Source organism: Bradyrhizobium sp. USDA 4516, assembly GCF_054055915.1.
Window position 1 is genome coordinate 7,273,418 of the sequence record NZ_JBSRXT010000001.1, and the last position, 17,168, is coordinate 7,290,585.

The 17,168-nt window shown below is 64.8% G+C and carries 15 protein-coding genes; 7 read left to right on the forward strand and 8 right to left on the reverse strand.

Annotation, left to right across the window (positions count from 1 at the left end):
* Nucleotides 1-16: 16 nt before the first annotated feature.
* The 5 genes from sufD to ACVI1L_RS33270 all read left to right on the forward strand — a co-directional run bounded on the left by sufD (nt 17) and on the right by ACVI1L_RS33270 (nt 4,144).
* Entirely contained in the window at nt 17-1,339 is a 1,323-nt protein-coding gene (gene sufD, locus ACVI1L_RS33250; RefSeq protein ID WP_456784803.1) for a Fe-S cluster assembly protein SufD, read from the forward strand.
* Nucleotides 1,336-2,583, forward strand: a complete 1,248-nt coding sequence (locus ACVI1L_RS33255; protein ID WP_092083469.1) for a cysteine desulfurase — start codon at nt 1,336-1,338, stop codon at nt 2,581-2,583. The genes sufD and ACVI1L_RS33255 overlap by 4 nt, the downstream gene beginning before the upstream one ends.
* The gene (locus tag ACVI1L_RS33260; protein WP_016845787.1) at nt 2,580-2,951 is read left to right on the forward strand and encodes an SUF system Fe-S cluster assembly protein; all 372 of its coding nucleotides are present in this window, start codon (nt 2,580-2,582) and stop codon (nt 2,949-2,951) included. The genes ACVI1L_RS33255 and ACVI1L_RS33260 overlap by 4 nt, the downstream gene beginning before the upstream one ends.
* A 158-nt stretch (nt 2,952-3,109) precedes the next feature.
* Nucleotides 3,110-3,499 carry a HesB/IscA family protein gene (locus ACVI1L_RS33265; protein WP_456785643.1) on the forward strand — a complete coding sequence of 130 codons (390 nt, stop codon included), beginning with the start codon at nt 3,110-3,112 and terminating at the stop codon, nt 3,497-3,499.
* A gap of 177 nt (nt 3,500-3,676) precedes the next feature.
* On the forward strand, nt 3,677-4,144 hold the full coding sequence (locus ACVI1L_RS33270; protein WP_456784804.1) for a TfoX/Sxy family protein: 468 nt from the start codon (nt 3,677-3,679) through the stop codon (nt 4,142-4,144).
* A gap of 119 nt (nt 4,145-4,263) precedes the next feature.
* Here ACVI1L_RS33270 and ACVI1L_RS33275 read toward each other — a convergent pair whose 3' ends face one another.
* From ACVI1L_RS33275 to ACVI1L_RS33290, 4 genes are all read right to left on the reverse strand, one after another.
* Nucleotides 4,264-5,331 carry a GGDEF domain-containing protein gene (locus ACVI1L_RS33275; RefSeq protein WP_038386764.1) on the reverse strand — a complete coding sequence of 356 codons (1,068 nt, stop codon included), beginning with the start codon at nt 5,329-5,331 and terminating at the stop codon, nt 4,264-4,266.
* A 413-nt stretch (nt 5,332-5,744) separates the two neighbouring features.
* Nucleotides 5,745-7,238, reverse strand: coding sequence for a DEAD/DEAH box helicase (locus tag ACVI1L_RS33280; protein WP_057018600.1), 1,494 nt, complete (start codon nt 7,236-7,238; stop codon nt 5,745-5,747).
* 251 nt (nt 7,239-7,489) lie between these two features.
* Nucleotides 7,490-8,182 (reverse strand): helix-turn-helix transcriptional regulator, encoded by a 693-nt coding sequence (locus tag ACVI1L_RS33285; protein WP_456784805.1) that lies wholly within the window; start codon nt 8,180-8,182, stop codon nt 7,490-7,492.
* 251 nt (nt 8,183-8,433) lie between these two features.
* The gene (locus ACVI1L_RS33290; RefSeq protein ID WP_456784806.1) at nt 8,434-9,387 is read right to left on the reverse strand and encodes a helix-turn-helix transcriptional regulator; all 954 of its coding nucleotides are present in this window, start codon (nt 9,385-9,387) and stop codon (nt 8,434-8,436) included.
* 225 nt (nt 9,388-9,612) lie between these two features.
* Between ACVI1L_RS33290 and ACVI1L_RS33295 the strand changes: the two genes are divergently transcribed.
* Nucleotides 9,613-11,109 (forward strand): caspase family protein, encoded by a 1,497-nt coding sequence (locus ACVI1L_RS33295; protein ID WP_456784807.1) that lies wholly within the window; start codon nt 9,613-9,615, stop codon nt 11,107-11,109.
* Between the two features lie 72 nt (nt 11,110-11,181).
* Entirely contained in the window at nt 11,182-12,426 is a 1,245-nt protein-coding gene (locus ACVI1L_RS33300) for an FAD-dependent oxidoreductase (RefSeq protein ID WP_456784809.1), read from the forward strand.
* A 39-nt stretch (nt 12,427-12,465) separates the two neighbouring features.
* Here ACVI1L_RS33300 and ACVI1L_RS33305 read toward each other — a convergent pair whose 3' ends face one another.
* The 4 genes from ACVI1L_RS33305 to ACVI1L_RS33320 form a co-directional block, all read right to left on the reverse strand.
* Nucleotides 12,466-13,236, reverse strand: a complete 771-nt coding sequence (locus ACVI1L_RS33305; RefSeq protein WP_016842941.1) for an SDR family NAD(P)-dependent oxidoreductase — start codon at nt 13,234-13,236, stop codon at nt 12,466-12,468.
* 197 nt (nt 13,237-13,433) lie between these two features.
* Nucleotides 13,434-14,225, reverse strand: coding sequence for an outer membrane protein (locus ACVI1L_RS33310; protein WP_028332202.1), 792 nt, complete (start codon nt 14,223-14,225; stop codon nt 13,434-13,436).
* 226 nt (nt 14,226-14,451) lie between these two features.
* Complete coding sequence (gene parE / locus ACVI1L_RS33315; RefSeq protein WP_316397211.1) at nt 14,452-16,512, reverse strand: DNA topoisomerase IV subunit B; 2,061 nt, start codon at nt 16,510-16,512, stop codon at nt 14,452-14,454.
* Between the two features lie 126 nt (nt 16,513-16,638).
* The gene (locus tag ACVI1L_RS33320) at nt 16,639-17,007 is read right to left on the reverse strand and encodes a hypothetical protein (protein WP_456784811.1); all 369 of its coding nucleotides are present in this window, start codon (nt 17,005-17,007) and stop codon (nt 16,639-16,641) included.
* Between the last annotated feature and the right edge of the window lie 161 nt (nt 17,008-17,168).

The window sequence follows — 17,168 nt, forward strand, 5'->3', positions numbered from 1 at the left end:
AAACGCGGGTTTTGTGATGAACGTTGTTGCAAAGACCGAGACCGGGCGCGCGCTGGGCGATGCATTCGCCGTGGTGCGCAACCGTCTGCCGGGCGAGGGCAAGATCGCCGATCAGCGGCGCCAGGCCTTCGAGGCTTATGAACGATCAGGCCTGCCGCATCGCCGGATCGAGGACTGGAAATACACCGACCTGCGCGCGCTGATGCGCGAGGTGCTGCCGCTCGCGGCGGCCCCGGATGATGCCGCGCTGAGCCGCGCCAGGGCGGTCGTACAGGCCCGCGCGATCGAAGGCGTCCGGCGCCTGGTGCTGGTTGACGGCGCGTTCGCGCCTGATCTCTCCGATTGGCAGGATCTGGAGAAAGGGCTCTCGATCAATCCGCTGCGCGTTGCGCTGGAAGCCGGCGATGAGATCGTCGCGACGCAGGCTCTCGCGTCCGATGTTGCCAACCCCATGATCGCGCTGAATGGCGCGATGGCGACCGACGGGGTCGTCATCGACGTCGCCAACGGCACGGTGCTGACCCGGCCGCTGCACATCGTGCATGTCGCATCCGGCACTGCGCCGGCCTCGACGTTCACGCGGTCGCTGCTCCGGCTCGGCCGCGATACCGGCGTGACGCTGGTGGAGAGCTATCTCGCCGCCGACGGCGCCAAGGCCTACCAGACCCATGACGGACTGGTTGTTGCGATCGGTGACAATTCACGGCTCGATCACGTGCGCCTGGTCGAAGACAGCGTCGATGCCTTCAACATTTCCTCGGCGACGGTGTCGCTCGGCGCGCATGCCCATTTCAACACCTTCGGCCTGACCTCGGGCGGTCATGTCAGCCGCTATCAGCTGGCGGTGACCTGCGCCGGCGAGGGCTCGACGGTCGAGACCAACGGCGTCAATCTGATCAACGGCAAGCAGCACGCCGACACCACGCTGTTCATGGATCACGCGGTGCCGCACTGCGCGAGCCGCGAGATCTTCCGTGCCGTTGTCGACGACCGCGCCCATTCGGTGTTCCAGGGCCGCATCATCGTCCGCCCCGACGCGCAGAAGACCGACGCCAAGATGATGACCCGTGCGTTGCTTCTGTCCGACGACGCGGAGGCCGACAACAAGCCCGAACTCGAGATCTTCGCCGACGACGTCACCTGCGGTCACGGTGCGACCACCGGCGCGCTCGACGAGAGCCTGCTGTTCTACATGCGCGCCCGCGGACTGCCCGAGAAGGAAGCGCAGGCGCTCCTGATCCAGGCCTTCGTCGGCGAGGCGATCGAGACCATCGCCAGCGACGCATTGCGCGAGGTCGCAATTGCCACCGCGCAGCGCTGGCTTCAGGCGAGGGCGTGAGCATGCACAAGGCGGTCGCCAACGGCAGTTACGACGTCGCACTGGTGCGGCAGGATTTCCCGGCGCTCGCCATGCAGATCTACGGCAAGCCGCTGGTCTATCTCGACAACGCGGCCTCGGCGCAGAAGCCGAATGCGGTGCTCGACCGCATGACCGAGGCCTACAAGAGCGAATACGCCAACGTGCATCGCGGCCTGCATTACCTCGCCAATGCCGCGACGGAGGCCTATGAGGGCGCCCGCGGCAAGGTCGCGCAGTTCATCAACGCCCGCCGCAATGAAGAGATCGTCTTCACCCGCAACGTCACCGAGGCGATCAACCTGGTGGCGTCGTCCTGGGGCGGGGTGAACATCAAGGAGGGCGACGAGATCGTCCTCTCGATCATGGAGCACCACTCCAACATCGTGCCCTGGCATTTCCTCCGGGAGCGCCATGGTGCCGTGATCAAGTGGGCACCGGTCGACGACGAGGGCAACTTCCTGATCGAGGAGTTCGAGAAGCTCCTGACCCCGCGCACCAAGATCGTCGCGATCACCCAGATGTCGAACGCGCTCGGCACGCTGGTTCCGGTCAAGGACGTGATCCGGCTGGCGCACGACCGCGGCATCCCGGTGCTGGTCGACGGCGCACAAGGTGCGGTGCACCTGCCGATCGACGTCCAGGACCTCGATTGCGATTTCTACGCCTTCACCGGCCACAAGGTGTACGGACCGACCGGCATCGGCGCGCTCTATGCCAAGCACGAGCATCTGGTGGCGATGCGGCCGTTCAACGGCGGCGGCGAGATGATCCGTGAGGTGGCCAAGGACTGGGTCACCTATGGCGATCCGCCGCACAAGTTCGAGGCCGGGACGCCGCCGATCGTCGAGGCCATCGGGCTGGGGGCTGCGATCGACTACGTCAATTCGATCGGCAAGGAGCGCATCGCCGCGCATGAGCATGAACTGCTTACCTATGCGCAGGAGCGCTTGCGCGAGATCAACTCGCTGCGTGTGATCGGAACCGCCCGCAACAAGGGACCGGTGATCTCGTTCGAGATGAAGGGGGCGCATCCCCATGACGTCGCGACCGTGATCGACCGCCAGGGTATTGCGGTGCGCGCCGGCACGCATTGCGTGATGCCGCTTTTAGAGCGGTTCAACGTGACGGCCACCTGCCGTGCATCCTTCGGGATGTATAATACCAGGGAAGAAGTCGACCATCTGGCGCAGGCGCTGATCAAGGCGCGGGAATTGTTCGCATGACCGATACAGCCGAAGTCAAGACGGCCACCATGGAAACCACCTCGGCACTGCCGGCGGAGGAGACCGAGCGCATGAGCGGCGAGATCGTCGCGGCGCTGAAGACGGTGTTCGACCCGGAAATCCCGGCCGACATCTACGAACTCGGCCTGATCTACAAGGTCGATCTCAAGGATGATCGCTCGGTCGACATCATGATGACGCTGACCACGCCGAACTGCCCGGCCGCCGGCGAGCTGCCGCAGATGGTGGAGAACGCGGTCGCCAGCGTTCCCGGCGTCGGCGTCGTCAACGTCAATCTGGTGTGGGATCCGGCCTGGACGCCGGACCGGATGTCGGACGAGGCACGCCTCGTCCTCAATATGTGGTGATGCGTCGCAGCGTTTTCGAGCGAAGTGGATGCCGGTTCGCGTGAAGAAAACGCGTCAGAACAAGAGGTAAAGGTTCTGATCAAGAACCTTTACGGATTGGACTTAGGCTCAAGAAGATCGGCAATTGATTTGCCGCTGGGACTGACCACATGAGTGACATGACGCAATCTTCACCAACCCCAGCCAAGCCGAAGCGGCCGCGCCCGCAGGTCATGAAACTGACCGATGCCGCCGCGGAGCGGATCACCGAGCTGACCAAGCGCGCGGATTCCGAGATCGTCGGGCTGCGCGTCGGCATCAAGAATGGCGGCTGCGCCGGACAGTCCTATACCGTCGAATACGCTCACGAGATCCGTCCGACTGATGAAGTGGTCGAGGACAAGGGCGTGAAGATCCTGGTCGATCCGAAGGCCGTGCTGTTCCTGCTTGGAACCGAGATGGACTATGTGGCCGACAAGATGCAGGCCCAGTTCGTGTTCAACAACCCGAACCAGGTTTCCGCCTGCGGTTGCGGCGAATCGGTGCAGCTCAAGCCGGCCACGGTCTAGAGACGTCCGCATATCGATTGTTGTGTGATCGGCACCTGTGTTGCCCGTCATTGCGAGCGTAGCGAAGCAATCCATGTTTCCGCTTGTTGCGCGATGGATTGCTTCGCTACGCTCGCAATGACATGGATGGAGACGTGCTCCTTACCATGAGGCGACAGAAACGGGGGCGATTGGCACATGGACCGCGAATTCCTCACCGACCTGTTCACCGATTTCGGCCCGGTCACGCTGCGCCGGATGTTCTCCGGCTATGGCATCTCGGCTGACGGCACCAATTTCGCGCTGGCCCTGCGGGCCGGGCTTTATTTCCGCGCCGACGAGCAGACCATCCCGCAATTTGAGGCGGAGGGCTGCGGGCCATTCCAGTATCAGACACGGTCGAAGACCGTCACGGTGAACTCCTACTGGCAGCTGCCGGCACGGCTGTTCGATGATTCGGAAGAACTCGCGGTCTGGGCACGGTCGGCACTCGGCGCCGCCCTGCGCGCCGCCCTGCGCAAGCGGCCGAGGAAACGAGCGGCTGCGCGAAAGTCGAAGGCGCCTGCGAAGAAGACTGCAGGCAAGAAAGCTACGGCAGAAAAGGCGGTCGCGAAGAGGCCATCGGCCAAGAAGAAGCGATCGGCAAAGAAGCGATCCGCATCCTGAGGCAGCCAATCCATCCACGTCATTGCGAGCGAAGCGAAGCAATCCATGGATCCGCATATGCGGCAGGTGGATTGCTTCGCTTCGCTCGCAATGACGGTGGAGGCAGTTGAGCGACCAGATCACGCCACGCGGGTCTGGATCTCGGTGCTGTATTCCGGATCGGCCTCGCAGATCACACGGTTGCGGCCGGCGCGCTTGGCGGCATAGAGGCAGGCGTCGGCGCGCTCAATCAGCGAGTCGGTGTCGTCAGTCGGCTTCAGCATGGAGACGCCGACCGAGATCGTGACGCGGCCGAGGATCTCGCCGGTCGACTTCTTCTTCAGCTCCTTGGCCATCACGGCGCGGCGGATGTGGTCGGCGACCGTCAGCGCCTGCCGCAGCGCCGTGTTGGGAAGCACCACTGCGAATTCCTCGCCGCCATAGCGGGCGGTGATGTCCTGGCCCTTGATGTTCTGCTTCAGCGACTGTGCCACCAGCCGCAGCACCTGGTCGCCGGTGAGATGGCCGTAGGAGTCGTTGAACGATTTGAAGTGGTCGATGTCGAACATCAGGAGCGACAGCGGCTCGCCGCTGGCGAGCGCGGCTTGCACCGCCATGTCGATCGAGCGGTCGAAATATTTCCGGTTGCCGAGGCCGGTGAGCGGATCGGTCAGGCTCTCGGCACGGATCGCCTCGAGGCTATGCTGCAGGTCGCTGATCTCCGACTTCGACAGCGCGAGCCGGTTCTCCAATGCCTGATTGGTCTCGCGCATCTCGCGCGTCGATTTCGCCAGGCTATCGACGATTGCCTTGATGTGATCGCGGGTGGTCGCGCTCGCAAGCTTATCGCTGGCGCCGACGAGGCTGGCGTCATAGGTCGCGGACACGCCGAGCGCATCGGTGATCAGCTTCATGACGGCGTCGATCTCGCCGATGACGCGCGCGCCGACCTTGTCGATGCGGTCCGAGGTCTTGATGTGCGAAAGGTAGGTTTCGTAGATCTGCTCGAGATCGGATTCAGAGAGCTTGCCACTGCGCGCCAGCGTCTCGTTGATGACCTTGTTGAGCGGCGCGTTGTATCCGGTCGCGTAGACGTACCAGATTTCATAGTTGCGGGGGACTGCGGTCTGGCGAAGCGAGCGGATCTGGCCAAGCGCGACTTCGGCAAAGGCCAACGTACGTTCGTGTTCGTCCAGCAGCTTGACCACTGTCACGTCCTCAATGCACGCAATGCCGATTAAACCCGGCAGCAATGACTAAACTATTGGGGCGAGGGTACGGGACGAGAGTGAAGGCAAGGTAAACAGTGTACGGGGAAGCCGGCTGCGGCGACCATGCGGCGCGCCCGATGTTTGTCCGCCTTGAGCGCCACTTTCGGGCGCTTTTCGTTTGCTCGCTACAGCATGATCCGGAAAAGTGCGCAGCGGTTTTCCGAAAAGATCATGCTCAAACAACGAGCTAAGGCGCGATGACGCTTCGCGCAAATCTCATCGCGCTTTGGTGCGAGGCGCAAACTGGGCGCATTTGCTTCAAACGCTGAGGATCAGCGCGTGCGCCGGTCGTGGGCGGTAACAGAAGTGTCCGGAATACCGCCGCTGGCGCGGCGGCATCAGAGCAGGCCTTATGCGCGTGCGCGCACAGGTCGTAGCAGGAAGGCGGGCAGGTGCGAATGATCGGCGGGCTCATGGTCCACCTCGCGCTGCGGCCGCCGTGGCTCGGCACGCCCGATCGACGGCACGTGCGACGGAGCGGCCTGCGGAGCCGAATTGCGGCCGTGGCGCGGTTCACGCTCCGGCTTCGCTGCGCGCTCCTCGCGGGGCTCCCGCTCGTGACGCGCTTCGCGTTCACCGTGACGCGGCTCGCGTTCACCGTGGCGCGCCTCGCGCTCGCGGCGCGGCTTGCGGCCGCCGCGGGCACCATCGCGCGAACCTTCGCGGCCACGCGAGCGGCGCGGCGCGGCGTCCTCGTCGGAGGCTTCGCTGTGAACGGTGTAGTCGCCCTCAGCGCGCGGGATCGGCTGGCCGATCAGCTTCTCGATCGCGGTCATCGACTTGCTATCGAGCGAGGTGACGATGGAGATCGCAGTACCGGTGCGTCCGGCGCGGCCAGTACGGCCAATGCGGTGGACATAGTCGTCGGGGTGGTGCGGTACGTCGAAATTGAAGACGTGGCTCACCGCGGGAATGTCGAGACCACGGGCGGCGACGTCGGAGGCGACGAGCAGCGGAATCTCGCCCTTCCGGAATTGATCGAGGGCCGCGGTGCGGGCGGATTGATCCATATCGCCGTGCAGGGCACCGACGCTGAAGCCGTGCTTCTGGAGTGACTTGTGAAGGACGGCGACTTCGCGCTTGCGATTGCAGAAGATAATCGCGTTGTTGAGATCCTTGGCATCGCGCAGCAGGCGGCGGAGGATCTCGCGCTTGTCATGCGCTTCGCGACCGGCCGGGACCTGCAATTGCGTCACGGTGACGGCGGTGGTCGCGGGCCTGGAGACTTCGATCCGCGCAGGATTGTGCAGGAAGGCCTCGGTGATGCGGCTGATCTCCGGAGGCATCGTCGCGGTGAAGAACAGGGTCTGCCGCGTGAACGGGACGAGCTTGCAGATGCGCTCGATGTCGGGGATGAAACCCATGTCGAGCATGCGATCGGCTTCGTCGATCACCAGCAGCTCGACGCCGGTGAGCAGCAATCCGCCGCGTTCGGTGTGGTCGAGCAGGCGGCCGGGCGTAGCGATCAGGACGTCGACGCCGCGCATCAGCTTGGAGTCCTGGTCGCCGAACGAGACGCCGCCGATCAGGAGCGCCACGTTCAATTTCTGACCGGCGCCGTATTTGTCGAACTGCTCCTTCACCTGCGCGGCAAGCTCGCGGGTCGGCTCGAGGATCAGGGTGCGCGGCATCCGTGCCCGGGCGCGGCCCTTCTCGAGCAGGGTAAGCATCGGGAGAACGAAGGCAGCGGTCTTGCCGGTGCCGGTCTGGGCAATGCCGAGGACGTCGCGCCGGGCGAGAACGTGCGGGATTGCCTGTTCCTGGATCGGAGTGGGATTGGTGTAACCGGTGGCCGCAACTGCGGCGAGGACCTTATCGGACAGGCCTAGATTGGAAAAAGACATTGAGCCTCTGGTCGAAACCGCCGTTCGGCATCGCAGGTAAAAGGCTGTCGCGTTCGGCCCCGAAACGGCTCGCTTTTCTATAAAGCTCGGGGGCTCTGACTAACGCCGACGGACGGCAAACCTGACGAATCGCGTTTCGATCCGAGGGCCGCGTTGCCCGCAACATAGGGGCGAAAGCGGTAAAGTCAATCTTGGAACCGGCCGGATGGCCGAAAAAGCTTAACGTTTTGACTGAAATACGCGTCTTTTCGTCATTTGGCGGTCAAATGAATCACGACCCCCGCCCCGGACGGCGAGGCCACAGCGGGGGCTTCCGCGCTGCTTTTCATCCTGAATCCGCCGGGCGTCAGGCCTTCGGAAGCGCCGAATATCCGGTAGAAGGTGGCGAGGCTGCCGAACCCGCAGGTGAGGGCGATGTCGGCGATCGGCCGCGGCGGCTTCTCGCAAAGCAGCCTTCGGCTCTCGCTCAGGCGCTGGGCGGTGAGGGTCTGCGAAAAGCTCGTCCCGGTCGCTTCGAACAAGACGTGCAGGTAGCGGACCGAGACGCCGAGCATGCCGGCGACCATCCCTGGCGACAGGCTTGGCTTGGCAAGATGGCGCGTGATCAGGTGGCGCGCGAGGCTGAGCCGGCCGACGCGCAGCGCCTGCTGCGCCCGGCGGCTGCCCGGCCTGATCACACCGCGCTCGATCAGCGCAAGGTCCGCCACGATCTTGACCAGCGCAGGAATGCAAGCGGTATCACCGGCCTCCGTGGCTTCCTTGAAGTCGGCGAGGCAAGCTTCGAGCAGCGGCGTCCAGCCGTGATTGCCGGTCGCCGCTGAGCCCTGACGGGCTGGCTCAGATGCCGGGATTTGATCCTCTCGCAGGTCCGCGGCATCGAGATAAATGCGCGTCGCGCCTGTAGCTGGCGTTTCCTGGCTGTGATCCCCGTGCTTACCGCGCATCGTGACTGATCCCTCGCTCTGCATGAGCGCGCGCGTCGCCGGTAAGGAAATTTGCGGTGCCGAACCCGGGCGAAGCGCCGCAGTGGTTTGGCGAAATGGCCGGAAAATATCTTCTCAATGCGCGCAGGCTGATCACTTCGGTTCAGCGAAAGTCGGATCGCGCGGCGATGTGAAGTTCAAGGAGGTGAAGGGGGCGCGGCCAAGCTTCGGCGAATTGCGAGCGCGGTGTCCCGGCCGGTCCGGACGGGCGCTCAGGCCGTTTGTGCGCGATAGTCGCCCGGCGTCATGGATTCGGATGCATTGAAGAGGCGGTAGAACGTCGCAAGGCTCTCGAAGCCGCAGGCAAAGGCGACCTCGGCGATCGTCTGCCTGGGCTGCTCGCGGAGCAGGCGGCGGCTTTGTTCGAGCCGGAGCGCGGTGACGGTCTCCGAGAAGCTCATCGAGGTTTCCTCGAACAGAATGTGCAGATGACGGACCGAGATGCCGAGCAGGCCGGCAATCAGGGTTGGCGACAGCGCCGCACGCGCCAGGTGGCGCCGGATCAGGCGCCGGGCCAGCGACAAATGGGCGGTTCGCAAGGCCTGCTGCGCGAGCCGGCTCTTCGGCCGCATGATGCCGCGCTCGATCAGCGCGATATGCGCCAGCGCCTGCACCGTCGGCGCCGTGCCCGCCGCCGCGGCATCGTTGCTCTCGATGAGGTCGCGGAAGCATGCTTCCAGCAGGGCCCGCAGCGCAGTCTCATCCTGCACCGGCCTGGGGACGAGTTCGCCGAGCTCGGCGCCCGGCGGGACGATGTTCGCGACCGGGACCTTGATGATGCGCAGGTGGAAGCCGTCGTCGTGCAGGGGGACAGTGCGATAGGGCAGGTCCGAGTAGCTGGTCGCGAACATGCCGTCGCGAACGGCAAATTCATCGAGCCGCGCGCCGCCGAACCAGCCGCCGCCGCCAAGCTGCTGATAGATGCACAGGCTGTCGCTGGCCGCGTCGGCGATGTCGCCGGTGCGCCGTTCGACACGGTACGGCGAGGCGCGCAGCTCGACCAGCCCGGCATCGCCGAGCTTGCGCAGCGAGAACTCGCCGAAGAAGTCGCGGCGCCGGTCGGCTTCCAGCTCGGCGGTGACGCCGAACAGCCCCTTGGCGCGGACCTCGCGCCAATAGTCGAAGCGATCCTTGGGATCGACTTGATCAGTAGACCATGTGTGCACGGAAAAGCCGTTGCGACGTGCGGAGAGCTCGAACCGGATGGAGGCTCGAATCTATCACGCGGGCCGTAAAAAGAAACTTGACCTAAGACAAATCGGATCCCTCATTTCGGCGTGGCCGGCCGGAACGGCCGTCCGCGGCCGGCCTTGAACCGGCGAAACGGCTGGTCCGACTATTAGACGGCGGTCGCACGGGCGGCGCATTTGTCGTGCAGGCGGGGAAACGGGATGAAGAGCTGGCTTTCGAGACTTTCGGCGATCCTTTGGGCGGTTGCATTTGTCGCATCGGCCGCACCCGCCCAGGCCGAAAAGCGCGTCGCGCTGGTGATCGGCAACAATGACTACAGGAACGTGCCCAGGCTGCAGAAGGCGGTCAACGACGCTCGCACCATGGGCGACACGCTGAAGCAGCTCGGCTTCAGCGTCATGGTAGCCGAGAACCTCAACCGGCAGGCGTTCTCCGAGACGCTGCTCGCGTTCGACCGCTCCGTGGAACCCGGCGATACCGCGTTCTTCTTCTATGCCGGCCACGGCTTCGAGATCGCCGGCCAGAATTTCCTGCTGCCGACCGACGTCCCGGCCGCCACCGAAGGGCAGGAGGAATTGGTGCGCGACGCCTCTGTTCTCGCCGACCGCATCGTCGAGCGCTTGCAGAACAAGAAGGCGCGCACCTCGATCCTGGTGTTCGACGCCTGCCGCAACAATCCGTTCGAGCGCGCCGGCACGCGCGCGGTCGCCGGCGGCGGTGGCCTCGCGCCGATGACGCAACTGCCGGAGGGCGTGTTCTCGGTGTTCTCGGCGGGGCCGCGCCAGACCGCGCTCGACCGTCTTTCGAACGATGATGCCAATCCCAATTCGGTGTTCACGCGGACCTTCGCCAAGGAGCTGCTGCAGCCCGGCGAGAATCTCGTGCAAGTCGCGCAGCGCACGCGGCGCCTGGTCAGCGAGATGGCCGAGACCGTGAAGCACAAGCAGATCCCGGTCTATTTCGACCAGATGGTCGACGATGTCTTCCTGAACGGGATCGCGAAGGGGCAGGCCGAGGCGGCCAAGCCGTCCGCGTCGCTGCAGCAGGTGGCCGCGCTGCCGCCGGTCGCGGTGCCGAAGCTGCCTAAGGAGGATTCGATCAACGCGCCGATCGCGAGCTTCTCGCGGCACAATGGCGGCTGGACCGTGGTGTTCTCGATCGCCGATCCGACGCTCGGGATTTCCTGGCGGATCGGCGACAGCGGCGATTTCCGCGAAACCGGCTTCATCGACACGCTCGATCCGCGCACGCGCAAGCGGATGCCCAATCCGTCGGTCGAGCTGCCGGCCGATGCGCCGGCCGCCACGATCGAGATTCGCTATGTCGATACGCAAGGCATGATGCAGGGGCCGTTCCCGATCAAGTTCGATCCCGACGCCGCGCTGATCCGCGACCAGCGCAAGATCCTCGACATGACCGCGACCAGCTGGCTGTCATTCCGCGAGTTCAACGGGCTGCTGGTCTACTATACGCACCTGATGTCGTATCGCTGCGCGATCCGCGAGGTGCGCATCGGCATCGACACCGCGGTGCCGGACAAGGTCCTGAAGATGCCATCCTGCAATTCGCGCGATCCCAGCGCGATCCCGTCTGACGCGCAGCCCTATCTGAAGCTTGCGCCGCAGACCAGGGCGGTCTCGGTCGAGCTGACCTATCGCGACGGCAGCGTGTCGGAAATCAAGACCTTCAGGCGTTAGCCTTGCATCCTTGCCGCCAGATCCGCGTTACAATCGGATTCTGAGGGGCGAGGCAGCGGTGAGGACGGCATCATGGATGCAGGCAATCCGGCAGGGCCGAACACGCGTCAGATCAGGGCGCGCTGCTGCGTGGTCGGTGGTGGGCCGGCCGGCATGATGCTTGGCTATCTGCTCGGACGCGCCGGAGTCGATGTCGTGGTGCTGGAGAAGCACGCCGACTTCTTCCGCGACTTCCGTGGCGACACCGTGCATCCGTCGACCCTGCAGGTGATGGACGAACTCGGCCTGATCGACGGCTTCCTGAGGCTGCCGCATCAGGACATCCAGACGCTCGACGGCATGTTCGGCGGCACCTCGGTGCGGATCGCCGACCTCCGCCGCCTCAGCGTCAAATACCCCTTCATCGCGATGATGCCACAGTGGGACTTCCTCAATTACCTGCGCGAGAGCGGCAAGCGCTTCCCCTCGCTGAAGGTGCTGATGAAGGCCGAGGCGACCGATCTGATCCGGCGCGGCGATGCTGTCGCGGGCGTGCGCGCGAACACGCCCGACGGCCCGGTCGAGATCGAGGCGGATCTCACCGTCGGCTGCGACGGACGTCATTCGATCGTGCGCGAGCGCGCCGGCCTCGACGTCGAGGAGATCGGCGCGCCGATGGACGTTTTGTGGTTTCGCGTCGGGCGGCGTCCGCATGAGACCGAGAATTTGTTCGCCCGCGTCGAGCACGGCAAGATGATGGTGACGTTCGATCGCGGCGACTACTGGCAATGCGCCTATGTGATCGCCAAGGGCCAATACGAGGCGGTGAAGGCGAGGGGATTGCCGGCGCTGCTCGACGACGTGCTGCGGCTGGCGCCGATCCTCAAGGCCGGCCTTGCCGACGTGAAGAGCTTTGACGACGTCAAGCTGCTCACGGTCGCGATCAATCGCCTGACGCGCTGGACCCGTCCCGGCCTGCTTTGCATCGGCGACGCCGCGCATGCGATGTCGCCGATCGGCGGCGTCGGCGTCAACCTCGCGGTGCAGGATGCCGTCGCGACCGCCAACATCCTGGCGGCGAAGCTCGTTCACGGCGTGCCGTCGGAAGACGAGCTCGATGCGGTGCGGCGGCGCCGCGAATTCCCGGTGCGCGTGACACAGCGCATGCAGGTGATCGCGCAGAACAACATCATCAGCGCGGCGCTGAAGGCCGGCGATCAGCCGGTGCCGTTGGCGCTGCGGTTGATCACGGCAATGCCCTGGCTGCAGGGCCTCACCGCACGTCTGGTCGCCGTCGGGGTGCGGCCGGAGCACGTGCATTCGCCGGCCGCGGGCTGAACTGCGCGCCGCGCTCGCAAGCGCCGGGTTGCTGTGTTTTCAGGCCATCACCGAATAGCCGCCGTCGACGGGGATCGCGGTGCCGGTGACGAAGTCCGACGCGGGCGATGCCAGGAACACAGCGATGCCTGCGAAGTCGTCGATCGCCCCCCAGCGTGCCGCCGGCGTGCGCGCAAGCACGCGCTCGTGCAGCCCGGCCACCTGCTGGCGCGCACCTTTGGTCAGGTCGGTATCGATCCAGCCGGGCAGGATGGCGTTGACCTGGATGTTGTCGGGAGCCCAGGCGTTGGCGCAGGCGCGGGTGTACTGCACGATGCCGCCCTTGCTCGCGGCATAGGCCGCGGCGAAGCTCGCACCGAAGATCGACATCATCGAGCCGATATTGATGATCTTGCCGTGCCCCGACGCCTTGAGCGCCGGATAAGCCGCCTTCGAGCACATGAACGCGCTGGTGAGGTTGGTGTCGATCACCTTGCTCCACTCCTCCAGTTCGAGCTCGTGCGGAGGCTTGCGGATGCTCATGCCGGCGTTGTTGACGAGAATGTCGATCCGGCCGAGCTCGCGAACGACCCGTTCGACCATGGCCGCGACGGCGGCCTTGTCGGTCACGTCGGTTGCCACCGCGATCGCCTTGGCGCCGCGCTTGCCGAGATCCTCGACGGCGGCCTTTGACTTCGCCTCGTTGCGGCCGACCACGGCAACCGCCGCGCCGGCGTCCGCCAGGCCGCGCGCCATGCCAAGCCCGATGCCGCCATTGCCGCCGGTGACGATGGCGACCCGGCCCGAGAGATCAAACTGTCCGTTTTTCATTGTTGTTGTCCGCTGAGGTTTGAACCGGGCGCGAGAGTGCCCGATCGTCACGGCGCTGACCAGATCGGCTACAGCCGGTCCGCCCTGCGCCGGCGGGCTTGCGCGTCGGGCGATTTCCATGACGTTCGGGCAACAAAAAAGCCCCGGACAATGCCGGGGCTTTTGGTCTGCTATCTCAGCAGGGATCAGTACGCAGCTCAGTACTTGGCGACAACGGGACCGGTCCAGTTGAAACGGTAGACCAGCGAGGTGCTGATGGTCTGGACAAGCGGCTTGAAGGTGATGTCGCGGCCGTTCGAGATGTTGGTGCCGTCGACCAGCTCCGAGATGTTCTTGTTGTCGTAGTAAGCGGCGCGATACTCGGTCTTCATGAACCAGCCCGGCGCGGTGATGCCGAAGATGTTCAGGTTGTTCTCGACGCCGCCGCCGACGAACCAGCCGCCGCGATCGAAGTCGTTGGTGTGCAGACCCGAGGGAAGCGCGCTCGCGGTGTTGAACAGCGTGGTGCCCTTCCAGTGCGAGCTGGAGTAACCGGCGTTGACGTAGGACAGGACGTTCGGCGCGATCAGGTAGCCGAGGCGCGCACCAGCCGCCCAGCTGTAGTCGTTCTTGATGTTGCCGGCGACGAACGGACCCTGATCCTGGATGGTGCCCTTCAGGCTGCCGAACTGACCGTCGGCGAACACGCCGATGACCCAGCTGTTGGCGGTCTGCCAGTCGTAACCGGCGCCGACGGTGCCGTACCAGCCATCGCCGCCTTGGCGCTGGTTGAAGCCGAGGATCGGCGCACCCGTCACGGTCGACTGGACGCCCGTGTCAGCATCCCAGACGCCGCCGCCGCCACCGCCGAAGATGTAGAAGCCGGTCCAGCTCGGAGCGACCGGAACCGGGGCAGGAGCCTTGGTGTAGGGGCGGGCGGCCAGATCGGCAGCCGACGCCGATGCCGTCATCGCAGCAACCGCGGTCAGAGCGAGCAAAATCTTCTTCATATCCAAATCCTCGACTAGCGTTCGATCAGGTCGCTCAGGGGAGTGCGCTGGCACCGATTCCCGAAACTCATGGTCGAACTATACGTGGTTCCGCCGGAAATGCTGTTGCTGGTGAGACACATCCGGCCGAAAACGAAGCCACTGGGGCTCTCCGAACGGGCAAAATGGCAACGGCCGCCCCAATCTGGGGGCGGCCGGAAATTCATTTCAGATCAATCGGTTGGGCCTAGACGTCGAGTAGGTCGTCGCTGGCGAATTCGGCCTTGTCGGAAATGAAGGCGAAGCGGGCTTCGGCCTTGGTGCCCATCAGCCGCTCGACCGAGTCGGCGGTGCCCTCGCGATCGTCGGCCAGTAGCACCACGCGCAGCAGCGTGCGCTTGGCCGGATCCATCGTGGTTTCCTTCAGCTGCGCCGGCATCATCTCGCCGAGGCCTTTGAAGCGGTTCACCTCGACCTTGGCGTTGGCGTTGAACTCGCTCTTCAGCAGCTCGTCCTTGTGCGCGTCGTCGCGGGCGTAGATCGACTTGGTGCCGTGCTTCAGCTTGTAGAGTGGCGGAACCGCCAGATAGAGGTGCCCTTCGTCGATCAGCCGCGGCATCTGCCGGTAGAAGAAGGTGATCAGGAGCGATGCGATGTGCGCCCCGTCGACGTCGGCGTCGGTCATGATGATGATGCGCTGGTAGCGCAGATCCTCTTCGCGGTAATGCGCGAGCGTGCCGCAGCCGATCGCCTGCACGAGGTCGGAGAGCTGCGCGTTGGCGGTCAGCTTGTCCTTGCCGGCAGAGGCGACGTTGAGGATCTTGCCGCGCAGCGGCAGCACGGCCTGCGTCTTGCGGTCGCGCGCCTGCTTGGCGCTGCCGCCGGCCGAGTCACCTTCGACGATGAAGAGCTCAGAGCCTTCGGTACCGGCGTCGGAGCAGTCGGCGAGCTTGCCGGGCAGACGCAGTTTCTTGCCGGCCGTCTTGCGCGCGGTCTCCTTTTCCTGGCGGCGGCGCAGCCGCTCCTCGGCGCGATCGATCACGAAATCGAGCAGCCGGTTGGCCTGGTTCGGATTGCCTGACAGCCAGTGGTCGAACGGATCCTTCATCGCCTGTTCGACGATGCGCTGCGCTTCGGCGGTGGCGAGGCGGTCCTTCGTTTGGCCCTGGAATTCAGGCTCGCGCACGAACACCGAGAGCATCACGGCCGCGCCCACCATCACGTCTTCCGAGGTGATGGACGCCGCGCGCTTGCCCTGGCCCGCGCGTTCGGCGTGGTCCTTCAGACCGCGCAACAATGCGCTGCGCAGGCCGGATTCATGCGTACCGCCATCGGGCGTCGGCACCGTGTTGGTGTAGGACGACAGGAAGCCGTCGGCATCGGCCGTCCAGGCCACGGCCCATTCGCAGGCGCCATGCGCGCCGCTGCGGCCGGATTTGCCGGAGAAGATATCCTGATGCACCAGCGTATCGGCGTGGATCGCCGCGGCCAGATAATCCTTCAGTCCGCCGGGGAAGTGGAACTTGGCTTCCGACGGGACGTCTTCGACGCCCTTCAGGAGCTCCTGGTCGCAGTGCCAGCGAATCTCGACGCCGCCGAACAGATAGGCCTTCGAGCGCGTCATCTTGAACAGACGCTGCGGCTTGAAAGCCGCCTTGGCGCCGAAAATGTCGGTGTCCGGCTTGAAGCGGATGCGCGTGCCGCGGCGGTTGTTGACCTTGCCGAGGTCTTCGAGCTTGCCCTTGGGGTGGCCGCGCTCGAAGGTCATGCGATGCAACTGCCCGCTGCGCGCAACCTCGACCTCGAGCCGCGAGGAGAGGGCGTTGACCACGGAGACACCGACACCGTGCAAGCCGCCCGAGGTCTCGTAGACCTTGGAGTCGAACTTGCCGCCCGAGTGCAGCGTGCACATGATGACTTCGAGCGCCGACTTCTTCGGGAATTTCGGATGCGGGTCGACCGGAATGCCGCGGCCATTGTCGGTCACGGTCAGGAAGCCATCGGCGGTCAGCTCCACGTCGATGAAGGTGGCGTGGCCCGCCAGCGCCTCATCCATGCAGTTGTCGATCACCTCGGCGAACAGGTGGTGCAGGGCCTTCTCGTCGGTGCCGCCGATATACATGCCGGGGCGCCGGCGGACCGGTTCCAGCCCTTCCAGCACCTCGATGTCAGCCGCCGTATAGCCGGCTTCGGCGCTTCCAGCGGATCGCGAAGCAGCCTTCGCCGGGGCGCGTCCCTTCAGTTCCGGGGCTCCGAACAGATCGTCGGCAGATTTACTTTTGGCGTTCGACTTCAATGATTTGGCCATGGTTCTTCAAGTGGCGCGCCGGTCACGGCGCGGCGAATCGGTTGCTCTGACTATGCCACGGATGGGCTGCCAATGGGGACGGCCGCGCCCTGGAGCCCGGCCATCCCCATAGATAGGAAACCGCGATTACGCCTGCGAGGTGCGGATTACAATGACCGTGAACAGAACCATGGCGGCGACCACCAGCAGTGACCCGACGATCGGCGCCGCCTCGAACGACGGTCCCTTCAGCAGCACGGCGGCCACGCCGGCCGGGAACAGGACGCCGCCGACGATATGCAGCCAGCCCTGGATTCTGGCGAGCAGCATGCTGCCCGCTTCCGGCACCAGCCGGTAGTAGAGGCCGAACAGGAACAGCAGCACGCCGCCGACCAGATTGAGATGCGCATGCGCCGGTCCCAACGTGAAGTCGTGCTGGATACCCATGGCGATGCCCGCGAGCATTCCGAACAGCAGGACGAGAACGCTCACGCACATCATCAGCGATCCGATCATCCAGTCATTCCTTTTTCTTGTGAGGGAGATGCCAACCTGGACCTCAGGGGCCTTACGGGAAATCACGGTCGATCCCCGCCTTTGTGACTTGATGTCACGCAATCGGCTGGCTTACCTGTTCTTAGGCTGCGTGCCGCTAGAAAGGTTCATTCGAGGTTCAA